Origin of the sequence: Rhizohabitans arisaemae (genome assembly GCF_025996515.1) — a bacterium.
Taxonomy (GTDB): Bacteria; Actinomycetota; Actinomycetes; order Streptosporangiales; family Streptosporangiaceae; genus Rhizohabitans; species Rhizohabitans arisaemae.
Genome location: NZ_BLRH01000060.1, coordinates 54,729 through 71,886 on the forward strand (window position 1 = coordinate 54,729; position 17,158 = coordinate 71,886).

Here is a 17,158-nt window from a genome sequence, read left to right on the forward strand (position 1 = left end):
GGGTCCGGCCGGACACTTTGTATCGACAAACCGGCATAAAGTACGGAACTGCCGAATAGACGTAAGAATGACGGCCCTAACCAGAGAGGTGCCCGCCCGATGAGCGACCTGGTCGGCGACCTCCTCCGCACCTGCGACAAGACCCCGGAGGCCACGGCGCTCATCGACGGCAAAGGCCGCGCGCTCCCCTTCGGTGAACTGGGGCGGCGGGTCCGCGCAGTGCGCGACGGGCTGATCCGCGAAGGCCTGCGCAGGTCCGACGGGGTGCTCTTCGCGGTACGCCCCGGTCCCGACGCGGTCGCCCTCGCCCTCGGGATCGTCGCCGCCGGCGGAGTGCTCGTCTTCGCCGACCCCGGACTCGCCCCCGGAGTCCTCGACGCCCGGCTCCGCACGATCCGGCCTCGCTGGGTGACGGCCGAATCCCTCCTCTACCTGATCAGCGGAACACCGGCCCTCTCGCGGTTCGCCCGGAGACGCGGCCTGCTCCTGCCCAAACTGGCCGACCCGATTCCCCGTGCCGAGCTCCGCCACCTGTACACGGGGCCCTGGCTGCCGGGGATTCCGCGTGGCGCCGTACGGCTCCGCGGCCTGCTCCGCGGGGACGCCGCCGAACGGTCCTCCGCAGGACCCCCGGACGACCCCGCTGTGGTGATCTTCACCTCGGGGACCACCGCCAGACCACGTGCCGTCGTCCACACCAGGCGATCCCTCGCCGCCGGGCTCACCCTCTTCCAGGAGCGGGTCCCGCTGGACCCCGGCGACGTCGTCCACACCGACCAGCTGATGCTCGGCTTGCCCGCGCTGATCGCCGGGGCGACCTGGTCCCTGCCCGGACGCCCCGGACGGTTCGCCGCCGAACTCGCCGAACGCCGGGCCACCCACACCTTCGGCGTCCCCATCCGGCTGGCCCGCCTGGTGGAAACCACACCGCGGCTCCCGGCCACCCTCCGCCACATCCTGCTCGGCACCGCGCCCGCCCCACCCGACCTGCTCCGCCGGATCGCCGCCGCGGCACCGCACGCGCAGGTCGCGTCGGTGTACGCGCTGACCGAGGCGCTCCCCGTCGCCGTCGTCACCGCGGAGGAGAAACTCGCGCACACCGGCGGCGGCGACCTGCTCGGCGCCCCGCTCCCCGGCGTCGGCGCCACCCTCACCGACGAAGGCGAACTCCTGATCACCGGGCCGCACACGGCCCGAGGCTACCTGGGCGAGGAACCGCTGACCCGGATCGCCACCGGCGACCTGGTGCGCATCGACGACCAAGGCCGCCTGATCATGCTCGGCCGCAAGAAGGACATGCTCCTGCGCGACGGCTTCAACATCTACCCCGGTCTCTACGAACCCGCCGTCGCCGCGCTTCCCGGCGTCCGCGAGGCCGCCCTGATCGGCCTGCCCGACCCGGCCACCGGCGACGAGGAAATCGTCCTTGCCCTCCGCGCCGACCCCGGCTTGGACCTGGACCGCCTCCGTGCCCTGCTCCCCGGCGTCGTCGACGCCGGGGCCCTCCCCGACCGCATCGCCGTCCTCGACGACTTCCCCCGCACCGGCCGAGCCGCCAAACTGGACCGCCCCGCCCTCCGCCGGCTTCTCACCGACCCGGCAGGCGCGACCCTCCAGTAGGTACGGCCAAATCGCTGACGATTTCCAGGGTTCGGTACGTCGGGATGAGGACCCCCCGGGCGTAGCGGCGGCGGACCACTTGGAGGGGGGCCGCGGCGAGCAGTGTTTGAGCGATGGTGCGGATTTCGGCCATGGCGAGGGGATAGCCGAGGCAGAAGTGGGGGCCGGCGCCGAACCAGAGCCGGTGCAGGACGGGCGGGTGGGGAAGGTCGAGGTCGAAGGGGCCGTGGGCGCGGGCGCAGTTGTGCGTGACGATGAGGATGCGGTCGCCGGGGTGTACCGCGACGGGGCCGATGGCGGTGGGTGCGGCGACGGAGCGGAGCATGACCGGGGTGGGGGTGGTGATCCGCATGGTTTCGTCGATGGCGGGGTCGAGGAGCGCGGGGTCGGCGGCGACCCGGGCGAGGGTGCCGGTGTCGTGCAGGAGGGCGATGAATCGGGGCAGGAAGGTGGCGACGGTCTCGGTTCCGGTGAGGAAGAAGGCCGCGGCGGCGCCGCGCGCCTCGGGTTCGGAGAGGCCGAGGCGCCGCATCCTCCCCATCACGGTGGTCTCGTCTCCGGCGCGGTAGGCGGTGGCCGCGATCTCGCCGATCCGGTCGAGGACCTCGCGAGCGGTCCGCAGGCGGCGTCCGGTGAGTTGCCGGGTGGTCAGTTTGACCGACGAGACGATTCGCTCGCCGTCCTCGAAGAGTTCTCTGGCCCGATGCTCGTCCACGTCGCGCAGACCGATGACCGAGCAGATGGCGGCGCCGGTGAGGATGCGCATCCGGTCCACGAGGTCGACGGTCTCGCCCCGCGCCAGCCGCATGGACAGGTCGTGGAGGGGTTCGGCGAGGACCTGGGCGCAGAGCCGCCGGGTGTAATCGGGGGTGAACAGGGAGGCCAGCCGCCGCCGGAGCTCGCGATGGGGCTCGCCCTCCATGTTGAGCAGGACCGAGGGCCCGAGGATGGGGGTCCACAGGTCGCCGGAGGAGCCGGGGCCGTCTTTGCGGAAGTGCTCGCCGTCCAGGAGTACGGCTCGCGCGAGGTGGGGGTCGTTGACGGCGACGCCGAGGCCGGGGACCCGGACGACGGGGCCGAGGCGGGCGAGCCCGCGCATGAGGGGGTAGGCGAACGGGTGGGCCGCGAGATGGAGCCCTCGTTCGTGCCGCCGGGCGGTGCTCATCGGATGTCGACGTGGCCGGGCCGGTGCCGGTGGTCGGCGTACCAGCCGAGGGTGCCGATGAGGCCGTACGCGCGCAGGCGCCGTACGGAGCCGTGGACGACGGCCGCCCGGTGGGTTCCGTAGGCGCGGGTGACCCGCCGGACCCGGTTGACCAGGGCCCGGTCTTCGTGGACGTCTTCGATGGCGGTGCGGGGGAAGCCGCCGGAGCGCAGGTACAGCCAGGCGGTGATCCCCATCGCGCACCCAGGGGTCATGACATACGGGCCTAAATACGCTTTGTCGCGGTTGCCGGGGCGGAATCGCCCGAACCATGCGGCGGTCGTGACGACCGCGGGCAGCAGGCTCCGTTCCCAGTGCTTGAGCGGGAACTCGTCCTCCCGGGGCAGCAGCCGGGCGGCGACCAGTTCGAGCCCGCCCTCGAAGGCCCGCCGCATCTGGCGGACCCAGTCGGCCCGCGGCAGGCAGTCGGCGTCGGTGCGGAGCAGGTGGGTCGCCCCCTGCGCGATGGCGTGCCGCATCCCGGTGTCCGCGGCCGCGCCGGTCCCCTTCACCGGCTCGGCGATCAGTGTGACCCAGGGCCGGGTTTCGGCGAAGCGCTCGACCACGGCCGCGGTGCCGTCGGTGCTCGCGTTGTCGACGACGAGGAGGGTGAACCCGGGGTCGTCCTGTCCGGCGAGCGCCCGCAGGGTCTCAAGGATGCCACCCGCCTCGTTGTAGGCCGGGATGACCACCCAAAGTCGCATTCCACTCATAGCTCCGCGAACAGTACACCCAGGCTGACACCTCCGGCCAAGCCGAGCAGCGCCACCCGGTCGCCGGGCCGGAGCCGGCCCGCGTCGATCGCGCGGGCCAGCTGGAGTGGAAGGGTGACCGAGGCGCAGTTCCCGCTGTCCGGAAGGGTGAGCACCAGCCGGTCCCCGGGGACGCCCAAGGTCTGGGTGACCACGCCGAGGTAGGGCATGGCCACCTGATGGACGGCCACGACCGCGAAATCCTCCCAGGTGAGGCCGGTCTCCTTCAACGCGTCGAGGAAGAGGTCGGGCCCGACCAGTTCGAGGGCCTCCTTCAGCTTCCGCCCGTCCCCGCGGAAGTAGGAGTACTCCGGATCCCGAGGGTGGGCCGAGCCCCCGCCGGGGAGGGTGCCGACGTCCCAGGCCGTCGAGTCGGCGGTGAAGGCCCGGTGGAAGATCCCGCCGGTCCGCGCCGCCTCCAGGACCATCGCGGCGCCGCCGTCGGAGAGCGTGTACCCGGCGAAGGAGTGCACGAAGGTCTCCCGGTCGCGCACGCTCCAGCGCACCGCCCGGGAGGGGATCTCGCCGGAGCAGACCAGGACCCGCGGATACTGCCCGATCAGCCCTTCGGCGACCTGCATGCCGTTGAGGAAGCTGTTGCAGGCGTTCTTCACGTCGAACACCGGGCAGGTCAGCCCGAGTTTGGCGGCGACGATGTGCGCGGTGGCCGGCTCCACCATGTCCTGCGAGGCGGAGGCGAAGATCAGCAGATCCACCTCCGCGGGGCCGAGGCCCCGGCCCGCCAGCACCCGCCGGCAGGCCTCCGCCGCGAGATCGGAGGCCTGCTGGTCGTCACGGGCGACGTGCCTGCGGCGGATTCCGGTGATCCGCTCGATGATGCCGGTGTGCGGGGTGAACCCGCCGCTCTCCCTGGCGATACGCCGCTCGGCCTCCGCACTGGTGAGGATGTCCTCCGGGAGGTACGCCGCGACCCCCGCGATTCTCGCCTTCATCACTCTGCTCTCTCGCCTGCCAGAAATATCCGATATGTGGGCAGACATGGGTTTCAGCGAGACATTCTCGCTTACATCCATTTTGTGGCATTGATCGGGCGAGCGGGATGTCAGCACACCCCCGCGGGCAGGTTCTCGTCGACCCCGCTCCGCAGCAGTTCCTGCGCCCGGACCCGGGAGAGGTTCCAGCTCGACCAGGGGATGGGACGGCCGAGCCGGTTCTCCCGCCCCAGGTTCAGCAGGACGCAGCTCCGCATCGGCTCCGGGAGCGTGTGCAGGGCCGGTACGGCGTCCGCGGACAGCCCGTCGAGGTAGTACCGGTCGAGCTGGGCCACACCCCGTGCCTTGACGTTGGTCTCCGCGATGCGCAGATCCGGATTCCACCACACGAAGACCAGGACGGTGAGCGCCGTCACCAGGGTCGCGGCCCGCGGCAGCCACCCCGACCGCCCGCCGAACAGGCGTACCGCCCCGGCCAGCAGGACCAGCACGAACAGCGCGCCGATCCACCAGGTCACCGCCCCCACGAACGCCCGGAGCCGGGTCAGCCCGTACACATCGGTGTACAGCCCCAGCCGCTGCAGGGCGGAGACCAGGATCACCAAGGTCAGCCCGCAGAGCGCCCCCAGCAGACCGGCGAGCAGCCAGCGGTCCGTCCGCTTCGGACGGGGCAGCAGCGCCACCGCGAGCGCCACGATCCCCAGGACGAACGCGGCCACCGCGACCAGCTGGAAGAACCCCTGTCGGGCGTACTCGGCGTAGGTGAGGTTCGCCGTCCGCAGCACCCGCTCGTTCCCGCCGAACAACACGGCGATCTGTACCGCGACGAACAGGGCGAACAGCAGGTTCAGCGCCGCCAGCGGAACCACCCACTGAGTCCGGCCGACCGGTAGCCGCCGCAACACGGCCGGGGAGTCGTCCACCGGCCGCGAGACGGCGGCCAGCACCGAGGTGCCCACCAAGCCGGCGATGAGCACGGCCACCAGGATCCGGTACGGGACCGTGTCGACCCAGACCGGCACCGTGAAGATCCGGTCGACCAGATCCGCGAAGACCGCGTCCGCCGACGCGAAGAACATGCCGAAGAAGAACACCAGGGCAACCGTGACCACGACGGTCAGCGCCGTGGGGGCGAGCCGCTTGCGGCCCTTCATCGCCCGGACCGCCGGACCCACGAACCAGGGCAGGGTGAGCGCCGCGCGGACCATGGCCGCCCAAGAGCGGAGCATGCCGAGCCAGCCGCTCGCCGCCCCGGTCACCGCGAGCACGGCCAGCGCCGTGCCGGCGAACAGCGCCGGCGCCGTGATCCAGTCCGCGTCCCGGACGACCACCACGGCGACCAGGGCGTAGGCGGTCAGCCCGTAGGCCACGGTCCAGGCGGAGAGCCGGTGCAACGCCCCCGGGAGCGCCGCCGCGCCCACCGCGACCGCGATCAGCGCCATTCCGAGCCCGAGCCGATCGGTCGGGGCGGCCACGGCGGAGACCAGCCCGGCCGAGGCCATCGAGACCGGTAGCCACTTGGGCGTCGCGGGCAGGTCCGGCCTGGGCAAAAGCGACGGCGGGGTGTACTCGGACTGACGATGGAGAACAGGGACGAACTCATCTTTTGGCGCGTCCGCCGGCCGGATGGGGATCGCGAAGACCCCCGGCGGGTTCGCGGTGACCACGAGGCCGATGTACGACCCGATGAAGGCGCCCACCAGCATGGTGACGAACCCGATCAGCAAGACGGTGACTTCGCCGAAGAAAATCGAGCCGAACAGCGCGAGAAGGACACCGGCCCCGATTCCAACGGCCAGCCCGAGCACGGAGCCGATCGCGGCCAGCACCGCCCGGCCTCCCTCCGCGCCCAGCGGCTTCGGCTTCGGTGGGCCGGACCGGGCCGCCGCCGCACGCACCGCGGCGGTGCGCGCACCCACGCTTCCCGCCGAAGCACCCCCTGACCCGACCGCATCGGGTACGGCCGGTGCGGCCCCTTCGCCTCCGGCCCCCGAGCCGGCGGCAGGCGGTGCGGGCTCCCCCGCGGCCGATTCCGCCGAGCCCGGTGACCCGGCCTCCGGCCGTACCGAATCCGCGGGCGGGGAATCCTCCGCGGCCGCCGCGGGCCCGGGCGGCGCGACGGGATCGGAGCCGGACGGCGTCTGCCCGACCGGCTCGGCTTCGACGGACTCGGCGACGGGTCCGGGATCCGCGGGGGCCGGCTCCTCCGGCGAGAGGCCGGCGTCGCCCCGCTTGGCGTGCGGCGGACCGAGCTCGGTGGGGGTCGTCCCTGATACCTCGTTCACGGTAGTCCTTTCAGGGAGGTCGACAAGGATGCGGCAGCCGGCGGAGTGGTCTCCATCGACTCTGATCGAGCCACCGTGCAGCTCGACGATTTCGCGGGTGATGGCCAGGCCCAGGCCGGATCCTCCGGCGTCGACGGCCCGGCCCGCGTCGAGGCGGGAGAATCGTTCGAACACCCGCTGACGGTCGTCGGCGGGGATACCGGGACCCTGATCGGTGACGCTGAGCCGTACCCCGGATCCGCGCGGTCGCGCGGCGAGGGTCACGGTCCCTCCGGCCGGGCTGTGCCGGACCGCGTTGTCCACCAGGTTCGCCAGGACCTGGGCGAGGAGCCCGGGGTCGGCGCGCACCGACAACCCGGGCGGAAGCACCGAGCTGCGCAGCGCCACCTCGTCCCCGGTGAGCTCGGCCTCCCGGATGGCCTGGTCGTGCAGGGCGCGGAGCACCGTCGTCTCGCATTCGATCTTGGTGGCGCCGGACTCCAGCCGGGACAGGTCCAGCAGCTGGGCGACGAGCCTGCCGAGCCGTTCGGTCTGGGCGAGCGCGGTGCTCAGGGTCACCGGGTCGGGCTCGGAGACCCCGTCCACGATGTTCTCCAGCACCGCCCGGAGCGCGGTGATCGGGGTGCGGAGCTCGTGCGAGACGTTCGCGATCAGCTCGCGCCGCTGCCGGTCCACCTCGCCAAGGTCGGCCGCCATCGCGTTGAACGCCCGGGCGAGCTCGCCCACCTCGTCGCGGGAGGTGGCCGGGACCCGCAGGCCGTACTGGCCCCGCGCGATGGTCTGGGCCCCGGCGGCCATCTCCCGCAGCGGCTTGATCATGCCCCGGGCGAGGAGGTGCACCATGAGCAGGGCCAGCCCGCCGGCGACGATGAACCGGACGTGCGGCAGGTAGTTGAGGATCAGCCCCAGCTCGTTGACGACGAACGCGGTGAAGACGGCGAGGAGGATGACGAGCCCGAGTTTGGCCTTGATCCGGCCGAGGAAGTCCAGGGGGTTAGTCGCGGGCCAGCGCATAGCCCACCCCGTGCACGGTACGGACGACGTCGGGTCCGAGTTTGCGGCGCAGCGCCCGGATGTGGCTGTCGACCGTGCGGTACGCGGCGGCGCCGGAGAAGCCCCAGATGTCGATGAGGAGACGTTCCCGCTCGTAGACCAGGCCGGGCCGTTCGGCGAGCCGCCGGAGGAGGTCGTACTCGGTGCGGGTGAGGTGTGCCTCCGCGCCGCGGACGAAGACCCGGCGTTCCGCCGTGTCGATCTCCACCTCCCCCACGCGGATCACGGTGTCCTCGGCGGCGAGCCGGCTCGCCCGCTCGACCCGGCGGAGCAGCGCACGCACCCGGGCGACCAGTTCGCGCATGCTGAACGGCTTGGTCATGTAGTCGTCGGCGCCGACGCCGAGGCCTACGAGCAGGTCGGTCTCCTCGCCGAGCGCGGTGAGCATGAGGACCGGAACGGGCCGTCCGGCCTGTATCCGGCGGCACACCTCGACGCCGTCCAGGCCGGGCAGGAGCCGGTCGAGGACGACCAGGTCCGGCTGGTGGGCCGCGTACTCCCGGAGCGCCGTCTCCCCGTCGCCGGCCACCCGGACCTCGAAGCCTTCGGCGGCGAGCCGGGACTGTACGGCGTTCGCGATCGTCCCGTCGTCCTCGACGACCAGGATTCGCCGTCTGTCTGACGTCATGGGCGGCAGCCTAGAGGCGCGCTGTGCAGATCCGTCCTACAGATATATGCAGCTTTAATGCAGATCTTGCGGTGATCAATCCCGAAAACACGTGGAACCGGGTCAAACTACAACTCATACCTTTCAGTGGCTATGTCTTGAGCAAATCGCTAGGGTCCTGTGCGTGCCTATGCCAACGGGGGTGACGCCGGCAGGGCCTACCGACCACTCGCCGCCCGGGGGAAGGGCGATCTCGGTACGGCCGCTCCGGCGCACGACACACGACTCGGTCGACCACGAGCGCCCGAGCGTACCCGGCCGTCCCGGCCGGCCCCCACTCGGAGCGCGTCGCCAGGAGGCATGCCATGATCGGCGCCCGCATTCTCGCCGACCGGTATCGACTGCTCAACCCCCTCGGGTCGGGTGGTCAGGGCGCGGTCTGGCTCGCCACCGACGAGACACTCGACCGGGAGGTGGCGGTCAAGGAGATCCACCTCCCTCCGCACCTGGACGCCGAAGCCCGCGCCGAGACCACCGCGAGGGCGATGCGTGAGGCGCAGGCGTGCGCGCAGCTCAACCACCCGAACATCATCGCCGTCCACGACGTGGTCTCCGAGGACGACCGCCCGTGGATCGTGATGGAACTGCTGAGCGGTCAATCCCTGGAGCAGATGGTCCGTGAGCGCGGGCCGCTGCCGCCGCGGCAGATCGCCCGGATCGGCGCGAAGCTGCTCTCCGCGCTCTGGACCGCGCACAACGCCAAAGTTCTGCACCGGGACGTCAAACCCGCCAACGTCTTCCTCACCAGGCAGGGCCGGGTCGTCCTCACCGACTTCGGCATCGCCACCATCGAGGGCTACGAGACGCTGACCGCCACCGGGATGCTGATCGGCTCACCCGGGTACATCGCACCGGAACGGCTGGAGGGGGAACGCGGCGGCCCGGAAGCCGACCTGTGGTCCCTCGGCGCGACCCTCTACTTCGGCGTGGAGGGCGTCGCCCCCTACCCCGGCGACAACGCCGCCGAGGTGCTGAGCGCGGCGCTGACCCGCCCGCCCCGGCAGCCCGAGCTGGCCGGACCGCTCGGGCCCGTGCTCATGCGCATGCTCGCCCGCCAGCCCGGGACCCGGATCCCCGGCATCGTGGCCGAGCGGCTCTTCGCCGACATCGTGCGGGACCGGACCTCCTTCCCGGTCGCCCCGCGCCGCGCGCCCGCCGTATCCGGACCGGAACCCGTCCGCGCACCGGTGCCGCCGGACGAGCCGACGGCCGAACGGACATCCGAGCCGGAGCCGCGGCCCGACCGGCTCTCCCGGCTCGCCGGGCTCAACCCGATCAAGGTGGCCTCGGCGGGGGTCGCCGGGATCCTGGTGGCGGTCGTCGCCATGCTCGCGATCCGGGAGTTCGCCCCCGGATACCGTCCGGCGGTGAAGACGGCGGTGAGCCAGCCCGCGTCCTCGCCGCTGAGCGAGCGCCCCGGCAAGTTCGGGGTTCCGGTGGACCTGTGCAAACTCGTCGACCCCCAGCGGATCCGGCAGGTCTTCCCCGAACTCACCAAGCCCGGCAAGCCGGACAACTCCGGTGGCTGCAGCTGGACCGTATCCGGGGTCGGGCTCAACGTCGTCCCCTACGGGACCAAGGAACAGTGGGGCCTCAGCCCCCAGGAGGCCCGGGAAATCTTCATCAACGCGAACACCAGGACTTCGATCAGCACCGGCGAGGTGCTCTGGGCCTGGCCGGAGATCGGGCTGAAAGGCAAGCCCGTCGGCTACAGCATCACCCACCCCCTGGACGGGATCGGCGAGGAAGCCTTCACCTACGACCTGATCGACGGTCGCGGCGGGGGCGGGTTGGAAATGAGCTCGGTCGTTCTGCGGGTCAGCAACCTCGTCATCGAAGTGGGCTACACCGATCTGCAGCCCGACACCGACGACCCGGCGATCCGCCAAGGCGCGTTGAACGCCGCGAAGCTGTTCGCGGAATCACTGACCAAACACACAGGATGAGCATGGAGACCCTCGAACAGATCATCTCGCTGAAAGGCCCCCTCCCGCCGCAGCATGTGGCCGGGATCGGCCTGGGGATACTCCACTCCCTCGCCGGCGTCCACGAGCGCGGCACGCCCCACCGGGGACTCCAGCCCGCCACCATCCGATTCCGGGCGGACGGGCAGATCAGCCTCGCCGGACCCGACGAGCGGGACCGGGTCGCGCCGACCGCCTTCACCGCGCCGGAAGGCGCCGAGGCCGGTCCCACCGCCGATCTGTGGTCCCTCGGCGCCATCCTGTACACCGCGGTCGAAGGCCTCCCCCCGGCCAGGCCACCCGCGCCACCGGTCAAGGCGGGCCCGCTCACCCCGCTCCTGCTCGCCCTGCTCGACCCCGACCCGGCCCGGCGCCCGAACGCGGCGGCGCTCTGGGGCGAGCTTCAGACGATCGTGCAGAGCCCGCTCGTGGTGAGCCAGGTCTATCCCACGGCGGGCCCGGCGGCCACCGCGCCCCCGCACCCCGAGCCCGCCCCCACCCGGGCGACCCCGCGGGTTCTTCCCCCCGGTCCGGCCACCCCGCCGGCACCGGCGCCCCCACCCGTACCGCCCGCCGCCCCGGCGCCCCAGCCGCAGCCGGACACCGCCGCCTCCGCCCAGACCGGCATGTGGACCGTCCCCGCCGCTGCCTCGCCGCAGGCGAGTCCCGCTTCCCCACCCCAGCCGACATCGCCTGCCCCGCCCCAGCCGGCATCGCCGCAGTCCGCGTCGACCCCGTCTCCCGTGCCCCCGCGCCCGGTGCCCGTGGACCCCGCCGCCCAGACCGGCATGTGGACCGTCCCCGCCGCCCCGGTGACGCCGCCTGCGGTTCCGGCACCCCACGCGACGCCCGGTCCGGCCGGGCCGCCGGGGCCGATCTGGGTCTCCGGCCCGGCCGACGGCCCCGATCCGGCGACGCCGCCCGTACCGCCGACTGCGCGTCCGCCGGCCACGGCCGCGCCGCCGCCCGCCCTGCCGCCGGGTCCCGCCGCCACCGCGGCACAGGTACCGGCCTTACCGGGCGATCGGTCGCCACGGCCGCATCCGCGCGCGGACACACCCCCGCTCCCGGTCCCGGCGGTGCAGCGGGGAGAGCAGACGCACCCCGGCCCGCACCCCCAGGCACCTCCCGTCTCCACGACCCAGCCGTCGCTGCGCTTCCCCAAGCGACCGGCCGAAGCCGCGCCGGAGGCCCCGCCGACCATGCCGGTGTCCCCGCAGGCCGTACCGCCGCCGCCCCCACCCGCGAGCCGCCCGGGCGTCTTCGTGCCCCAGGCGGTCCTCCTGGCGGTCACCGCCCTCATCATGGGGATGGCGGCCGCCCTCACCCTCCTGCTCGTCCCCGCCTTCTCCCCGGTGACGGCGGCCGAACCGACGCCGACCCCCACCCCCACGGCCGCCGCCAAGGGCCGGTTCGCCACGACACCCCGTGCCTGCGGCCTCCTCACCGAGGACCAGGCCCGGGAGCTGGTGCCGAACCTGATCATTTCCCAGTTCACCCCCGGCGAGTGCAACTGGCTGACCATGGACTACCAGGCCCCCGGCAACTTCAAGTACGACCTCCGGGTCCGGCTCGTCGCCCAGAAACCCAAATCCGGCGGGCAGGAGCTGCGCGACGCGGCCGACTACGTCCAGGGGAAACGGGAGGACGCCGAGTCCCTCGCCCGGCTGCCGAACTCCAGCCGCAAGCACACCAAGCCGAAGGACCTCCCCGGCCTGGGCGAAGAGGCCGTCTCCTACGACACCCGAAGCAGCATCAACCTCTACGGCGGCTCCTACAAGGTCACGGTGGTCTTCCGGATCAGCAACCTGGTCGCCGAGGTGACCTACGAGCGCGGTCAGGCCACCAACGACAAGGACGGCCGGATCGCCCAGGGTGCGCTGAAGGCCGCCCGGTGGATCGCCGCCAGTGTGAACTCCGGTGACTGAGTTCCTGGCCGGACGCTACCGCCTGCTGGGTCAGCTCGGCCGCGGGGGGATGGGCGTGGTGTGGCACGCCCGCGACGAGACGCTCCAGCGCGAGGTCGCGATCAAGGAGGTGCTGCTCTTCGAGGGGATGCCCCCGGAGCAGCGGGAGGTCGCGTGCGAGCGGACGGTGCGCGAGGCCAGGGTGGCGGCGCGGCTGAGCCATCCGTCGATCGTCGCCGTCCACGACGTCCTGGCCGCCGACGACCGGCCCTGGATCGTGATGGACCTGATCTCGGGCCGCTCCCTGGAGCGCACCGTGGCCGAGGACGGCCCGATGTCGCCGGAGGCCGTGGCGGCGCTCGGGCTGCGGATGCTGGACGCGCTGGCCGCGGCGCACCGCCGGGGGATCCTGCACCGGGACGTCAAACCGGCCAACGTCATGATCTCCGGCTCCGGGGAGGTGCTCCTCACCGACTTCGGCATCGCGGCGCTGGACGGCGGCACCACGCAGACCACCACGAGCGCGCTCGTCGGCTCCCCGGGGTACATCGCCCCGGAGACCCTGCACGGCGCGGCGCCCGACGTCTCGGCCGACCTGTGGTCCCTGGGCGCGACCATGTTCACCGCCGCCCAGGGCCGGAACCCGTTCCACCGGGCCACGCCGATCGCCATGTTCGGCGCCGTGCTCACCCAGTCCCCGGAGCCCCCGGCCTTCCCCGGCCCACTCGGCCCGCTGCTCGTCGCGCTGCTGGACAAGGACCCCGCGAAACGGCCGGACGAGCAGGAGCTCCGGCTGGCCCTGCGGCGGATCTCGCACGCGAGCCTCCCCGTCGAATCGTCCCTGGCCTGGTTGCCGGAGTCCGCGCCAGCCCCGGCCGACCCGGTGAACCGGCGGCGCCGGACCACGCTGATCGCCGCGGCGGCCGCGGTGGTGGCCGCGGGTGTCGTGGCCGCCGTGGCCGTACCGCTCCTCTCCGGTGCGGAGGAGACCGGTCCCCCGGCGACCCGGCCGACCACCGCCCCGCCGGCGGCGGCGCGTGTCTTCGCCGAGGCCCCCGATCCGTGCGGTCTGGCCACGCCCGCGCTGGTCAAAGTCCTCGTCCCGACCACGACCCCGACGCCCACCGAGTCGACCCGGGGGCAGACCGCCGTACACGAGTGTCTCTGGAACGGCGGCGGGCACGACCTGCGCATCCGGGTCGAGCACTTCCCGGCGATCGGGAGCCGGAGCGCCCCCGAGGTGGCCAAGGCGTTCTTCGCCCACGAAAAGACCAAGGTCGTCAACGACGCGGGCACCAGTCCCTTGGGGACGACGGGCAAAGCCCGGAACGTGTCCGGCCTCGGCGAGGAGGCCTACGCCTACGAGGTCAAGGCGCTGAAGGTCTCCGTGAACAGCTCGGTCCACCTCCGCTACCGAAATCTGATCGTCAAGGTGGAGTACAGCCTGGACGGCGAGACACTGACCCCTGCCGTCGTCCAGGGCGCGCTGCGGGCGGCCCGCCAGGTCTCCCGGAAACTGGTGTCGGGCGGATGAGCTCCGAGCGGCTCCTCGCCGACCGCTACCGGCTGCTGGAGCGGCTCGGTCCCGTCGGGATGAGCACGGTCTGGCGGGCCCGCGACGAGCTTCTGCACCGGGACGTCGCCGTCAAGCAGGTACGGCTGCCGCCCGACCCCGGCGCGGCCGGACGGCTGAGGAACTCCCTGGCCGCGGCCGCCCGGCTCCGGCACCCGTCGATCGCCACCGTCCACGACGTCGTCGGGAACGGGGAGAGCACGTGGATCGTCCGCGAGCTGGTCGACGGCCGCTCCCTCGCCGACCTGATCCGGGAAGGCCACTCGGTGCCGCCGCACGCCCTGGCCTCGACCGGCACCCGGATCTGCGCCGCGCTCGCCGTCGCCCACGAGCAGGGGGTCCTCCACCGGGGGATCGGCCCCGGGAACGTGTTCTTCGCCGCCGACGGACGGGTGATCCTCACCGACTTCGGGATCGGCGCCGCCGACCCCGCGCGCACCCCGCCCGAAGGCCCGGACGGCGGTCCGCCCGCCGACCTGTGGTCGCTCGGCTCGACCCTCTACACGGCGGCGGAGCGGCGTCCGCCGTACCCCGACGGGACCTGGGCCCGCCCGCCCGCACCACCGGAGCGGGCCGGTGCGCTCGGCCCGGTGCTGCTCGCGCTGCTCACCGCACCGCCCGCCGCCCGGCCGGATCGGACGGTGCTGCTGCGCGCCTTCGAGGAGATGGCCCCGCCCCCGCAGGCGGCACCCCGGAGGAACCGGACCCCCAAGGTCGTCGCCGCGGTGGCGGCCGTGGCCGTCGTGCTCGGCGGCGCCGCCGTGTTCCTGCTGAACCCCAGTGGGGAACCCGGGGCCACGGCCGCCCCCGGCGGGCCCTCCACCGGCACGCCCACCCCCACCGCCGCCCCCCGCCGGACCTTCACGAAGGCGCGCCTCCCCGACCCCTGCGGGCTCCTCACCCGGGATCAGCTGGCCGAGCTCACGCTGGACCGGCCGTTCAGTTCGTCCAAGCAGAAGGCCACCTGCTCCTGGGGGTCCGTGAACGGCCTGCCGGCCACCCAGCGGTATCAGCTCGAGGTCACCCTCGACGTCCGCGATTCCGCCGCGACGGCCCGACGCCGGCTCGAAGAGCTCCGCGGTGTGTGGGCGAAACGGGCGGCGACCAACCCCGTCTACGCCTGGGTGCCGCCCCGGAACGCGGACGGCGTCGGCGACGCGGCGTTCATCCTCGACCGGGGGAGCCTGGACACCGGGAACCGCTACTACGTGGTGACCGTCTGGACTCAGGTCGGCAACCTCGTCGCGCAGATCGAGTACAGCCGGTTCACCAACGCCGTCGGACAGACCCCGGAGAACGCGCAGACCGCCGCGAAGTGGATCGTCGGCTCGCTGACCCGGCGCTGAACCCCGGTCCGGTACGGCGTCCGCGTGGCTCCCCGGCGGGCCGCGGTCAGGTCAGGGAGTCCCGGAGATCACGCTTGAGGATCTTGCCGACGGCGTTCCTCGGGAGCGCCGCCACCACCTCCACCCGCTCGGGCAGCTTGTAGGAGGCGATCCCCCGCTCCCGGAGGAACCCGACCACGATCTCGGCGTTGAGCTGGGTGTCCGGCTTGGCGACCACGAACGCGCAGACCCGCTCCCCGAGCACCTCGTCCGGGTATCCGACACAGGCCGTCTCGGCCACGGCGGGGTGACCGGAGATCAGCGCCTCCAGCTCGGCGGGGGCGATGTTCACGCCGCCGCGGATGATGAGGTCCCCGGCGCGGTCGACGAAACGCAGGTACCGGCCGTCCGCGCCCGCGATCTCGAAGATGTCCCCCGTGACGAGGTACCCCTCGTCGTCGAAGGGGTCCGCGGCAGCGGTCCCCGGATAGTACCCGGCGAACACCGTCGGCCCGTCGATGTGCAGTTCGCCGGGGATCCCCGGCTCGACGATCCGCTCACCGGTCGCCGGATCGACCAGCTTGACGCGCATCGCGGCCAGGCTCCCCGGCCAGTCGCCCTTCCCCGCGTCGGGCCTGGGGAAGTATCGGGCCCGATCCGCGGGGTCCGGCATGTGGACCGGGTCGGACAGGAGCGCGACGCCCTCGTTGGAGCCGAAGAAGTTGATGATCGCGATACCGTGCCGCTCCTGCCAGCCGCGGACCATCGCGACCGGAAGCGGCGCCGAACCCGAGCCGATCCTGGTGAGCGAGGAGATGTCGGCCTTGGCGAGGATCTCCTCCCGGTGCAGCAGGAGCATCAGCAGCGGCGGCGGGGCCAGGGTGTAGGTCACCCGTTCCCTGGCGATCTGGGTCAGATAGACGGTCAGGTCGAACGGCTGATGCTGCACGAGGACGCACCCGGAGCGCAGCCAGGGCAGGAACACCCCGCCGATACCCGCCATGTTCACCATGGGGAACGGGTTGAGCACCACGTCGGCTTCGGTGAGGCCGGGCGCCGCCGTGCAGATCGACTCCACGGCGAGCCAGTCGTGGTGGCACCGCGGCACCCCCTTGGGGGTGGCCTCGGTCCCGGAGGTCCAGCAGACCGTGACCAGGTCGGCCGGATCCCGCTCCGTCGCGGCGAGGTGACGCGTGAGCACCTCCGGGTCGGGTGCGACAAGGCCCAGGTCGACGACGTCGTCCGGGGCCTTGTCCACGACCCCCCAGGCGAGGACGGTCTCCAGGGCCGGGAGCCGCGGCCGGAGGTCTCGGACGAACTCGGCGCCCGCCCGGTCGGCGATCCGTACCGCGGTGACGAACGCCTTGATCGGGGTGAGCGCGCCGAGCTGGGTGAGCTCGTACTCCCGGTACTGCACCGGGAAGGGTACGGCGACCGCGCCGATCCGGACGACCGCCAGGAAGGTCGCCGCGATCTCCACGCTGTTCGGCAGCTGGATCGCGACCAGGTCACCCTGACCGACGCCCTGCTCGAGGAGGACGCCCGCGACCCGGTCCACCTCGCGGTCGAGTTCGGCCCAGCTCAGCCGTTTGACCTCGCCGCCCATCAGGTCGGCCTTGTTGAGCGGGTCGACGACGGCAGGAGCGCCGGGGCGGGCGGCCACCTGGGCGCGGAGCAGGTCGTCGACGGTCTCCCCGGTCCACCACCCCTGCTCGATGTAGCGGGCGACACGGTCGGCGGGGTGCGACGGCGGGCGGGTCATCGCGCGGCTCCAGGGGGTGAGGCGGTCCGGTGGCCTTACGGCCGGTCGAGGTGGACTTGCTCGCAGTGACACTATGAACGGCGTCGTCGATGG

At 72.7% G+C, this 17,158-nt stretch carries 11 protein-coding genes; 5 read left to right on the plus strand and 6 right to left on the minus strand.

The features are described from left to right. The first annotated feature begins 99 nt into the window (after positions 1-99). Positions 100-1,620 (plus strand): class I adenylate-forming enzyme family protein, encoded by a 1,521-nt coding sequence (locus RUR_RS28770; protein ID WP_283138353.1) that lies wholly within the window; start codon positions 100-102, stop codon positions 1,618-1,620. Here RUR_RS28770 and RUR_RS28775 read toward each other — a convergent pair. The 5 genes from RUR_RS28775 to RUR_RS28795 form a co-directional block, all read right to left on the minus strand. Next, positions 1,589-2,785: a cytochrome P450 gene (locus tag RUR_RS28775; protein ID WP_283138354.1), complete on the minus strand. Its 1,197-nt coding sequence runs from the start codon at positions 2,783-2,785 to the stop codon at positions 1,589-1,591. The two genes, RUR_RS28770 and RUR_RS28775, sit on opposite strands and share 32 nt — an antisense overlap. Further along, positions 2,782-3,528, minus strand: a complete 747-nt coding sequence (locus RUR_RS28780; protein ID WP_283138355.1) for a glycosyltransferase family 2 protein — start codon at positions 3,526-3,528, stop codon at positions 2,782-2,784. Before RUR_RS28780 ends, RUR_RS28775 begins: the two co-directional genes overlap by 4 nt. A gap of 5 nt (positions 3,529-3,533) precedes the next feature. Continuing rightward, entirely contained in the window at positions 3,534-4,529 is a 996-nt protein-coding gene (locus RUR_RS28785; protein ID WP_283138356.1) for a 3-oxoacyl-ACP synthase III family protein, read from the minus strand. Positions 4,530-4,639: 110 nt separating this feature from the next. Then, positions 4,640-7,828 (minus strand): DUF4153 domain-containing protein, encoded by a 3,189-nt coding sequence (locus tag RUR_RS28790; protein ID WP_283138357.1) that lies wholly within the window; start codon positions 7,826-7,828, stop codon positions 4,640-4,642. Further along, positions 7,809-8,495 carry a response regulator gene (locus tag RUR_RS28795; protein ID WP_283138358.1) on the minus strand — a complete coding sequence of 229 codons (687 nt, stop codon included), beginning with the start codon at positions 8,493-8,495 and terminating at the stop codon, positions 7,809-7,811. The genes RUR_RS28790 and RUR_RS28795 overlap by 20 nt, the downstream gene beginning before the upstream one ends. 344 nt (positions 8,496-8,839) lie before the next feature. On the opposite strand from RUR_RS28795, the gene RUR_RS28800 reads away from it, so the two are divergent. Genes RUR_RS28800 through RUR_RS28815 form a run of 4 tightly spaced genes read left to right on the plus strand, consistent with a single transcriptional unit; the run spans position 8,840 to position 15,324 of the window. Further along, positions 8,840-10,480, plus strand: a complete 1,641-nt coding sequence (locus tag RUR_RS28800) for a serine/threonine-protein kinase (RefSeq protein ID WP_283138359.1) — start codon at positions 8,840-8,842, stop codon at positions 10,478-10,480. Then, positions 10,477-12,426 (plus strand): protein kinase family protein, encoded by a 1,950-nt coding sequence (locus tag RUR_RS28805; RefSeq protein ID WP_283138360.1) that lies wholly within the window; start codon positions 10,477-10,479, stop codon positions 12,424-12,426. Before RUR_RS28800 ends, RUR_RS28805 begins: the two co-directional genes overlap by 4 nt. Next, positions 12,419-13,939, plus strand: a complete 1,521-nt coding sequence (locus RUR_RS28810; RefSeq protein ID WP_283138361.1) for a serine/threonine-protein kinase — start codon at positions 12,419-12,421, stop codon at positions 13,937-13,939. Before RUR_RS28805 ends, RUR_RS28810 begins: the two co-directional genes overlap by 8 nt. After that, a complete protein-coding gene (locus RUR_RS28815; protein ID WP_283138362.1) occupies positions 13,936-15,324 on the plus strand; it encodes a serine/threonine-protein kinase in 1,389 nt (462 codons plus the stop codon). Before RUR_RS28810 ends, RUR_RS28815 begins: the two co-directional genes overlap by 4 nt. A 46-nt stretch (positions 15,325-15,370) precedes the next feature. Here the strand turns inward: RUR_RS28815 and RUR_RS28820 are convergent, their stop codons facing one another. Continuing rightward, a complete protein-coding gene (locus tag RUR_RS28820) occupies positions 15,371-17,065 on the minus strand; it encodes a class I adenylate-forming enzyme family protein (RefSeq protein WP_283138363.1) in 1,695 nt (564 codons plus the stop codon). Between the last annotated feature and the right edge of the window lie 93 nt (positions 17,066-17,158).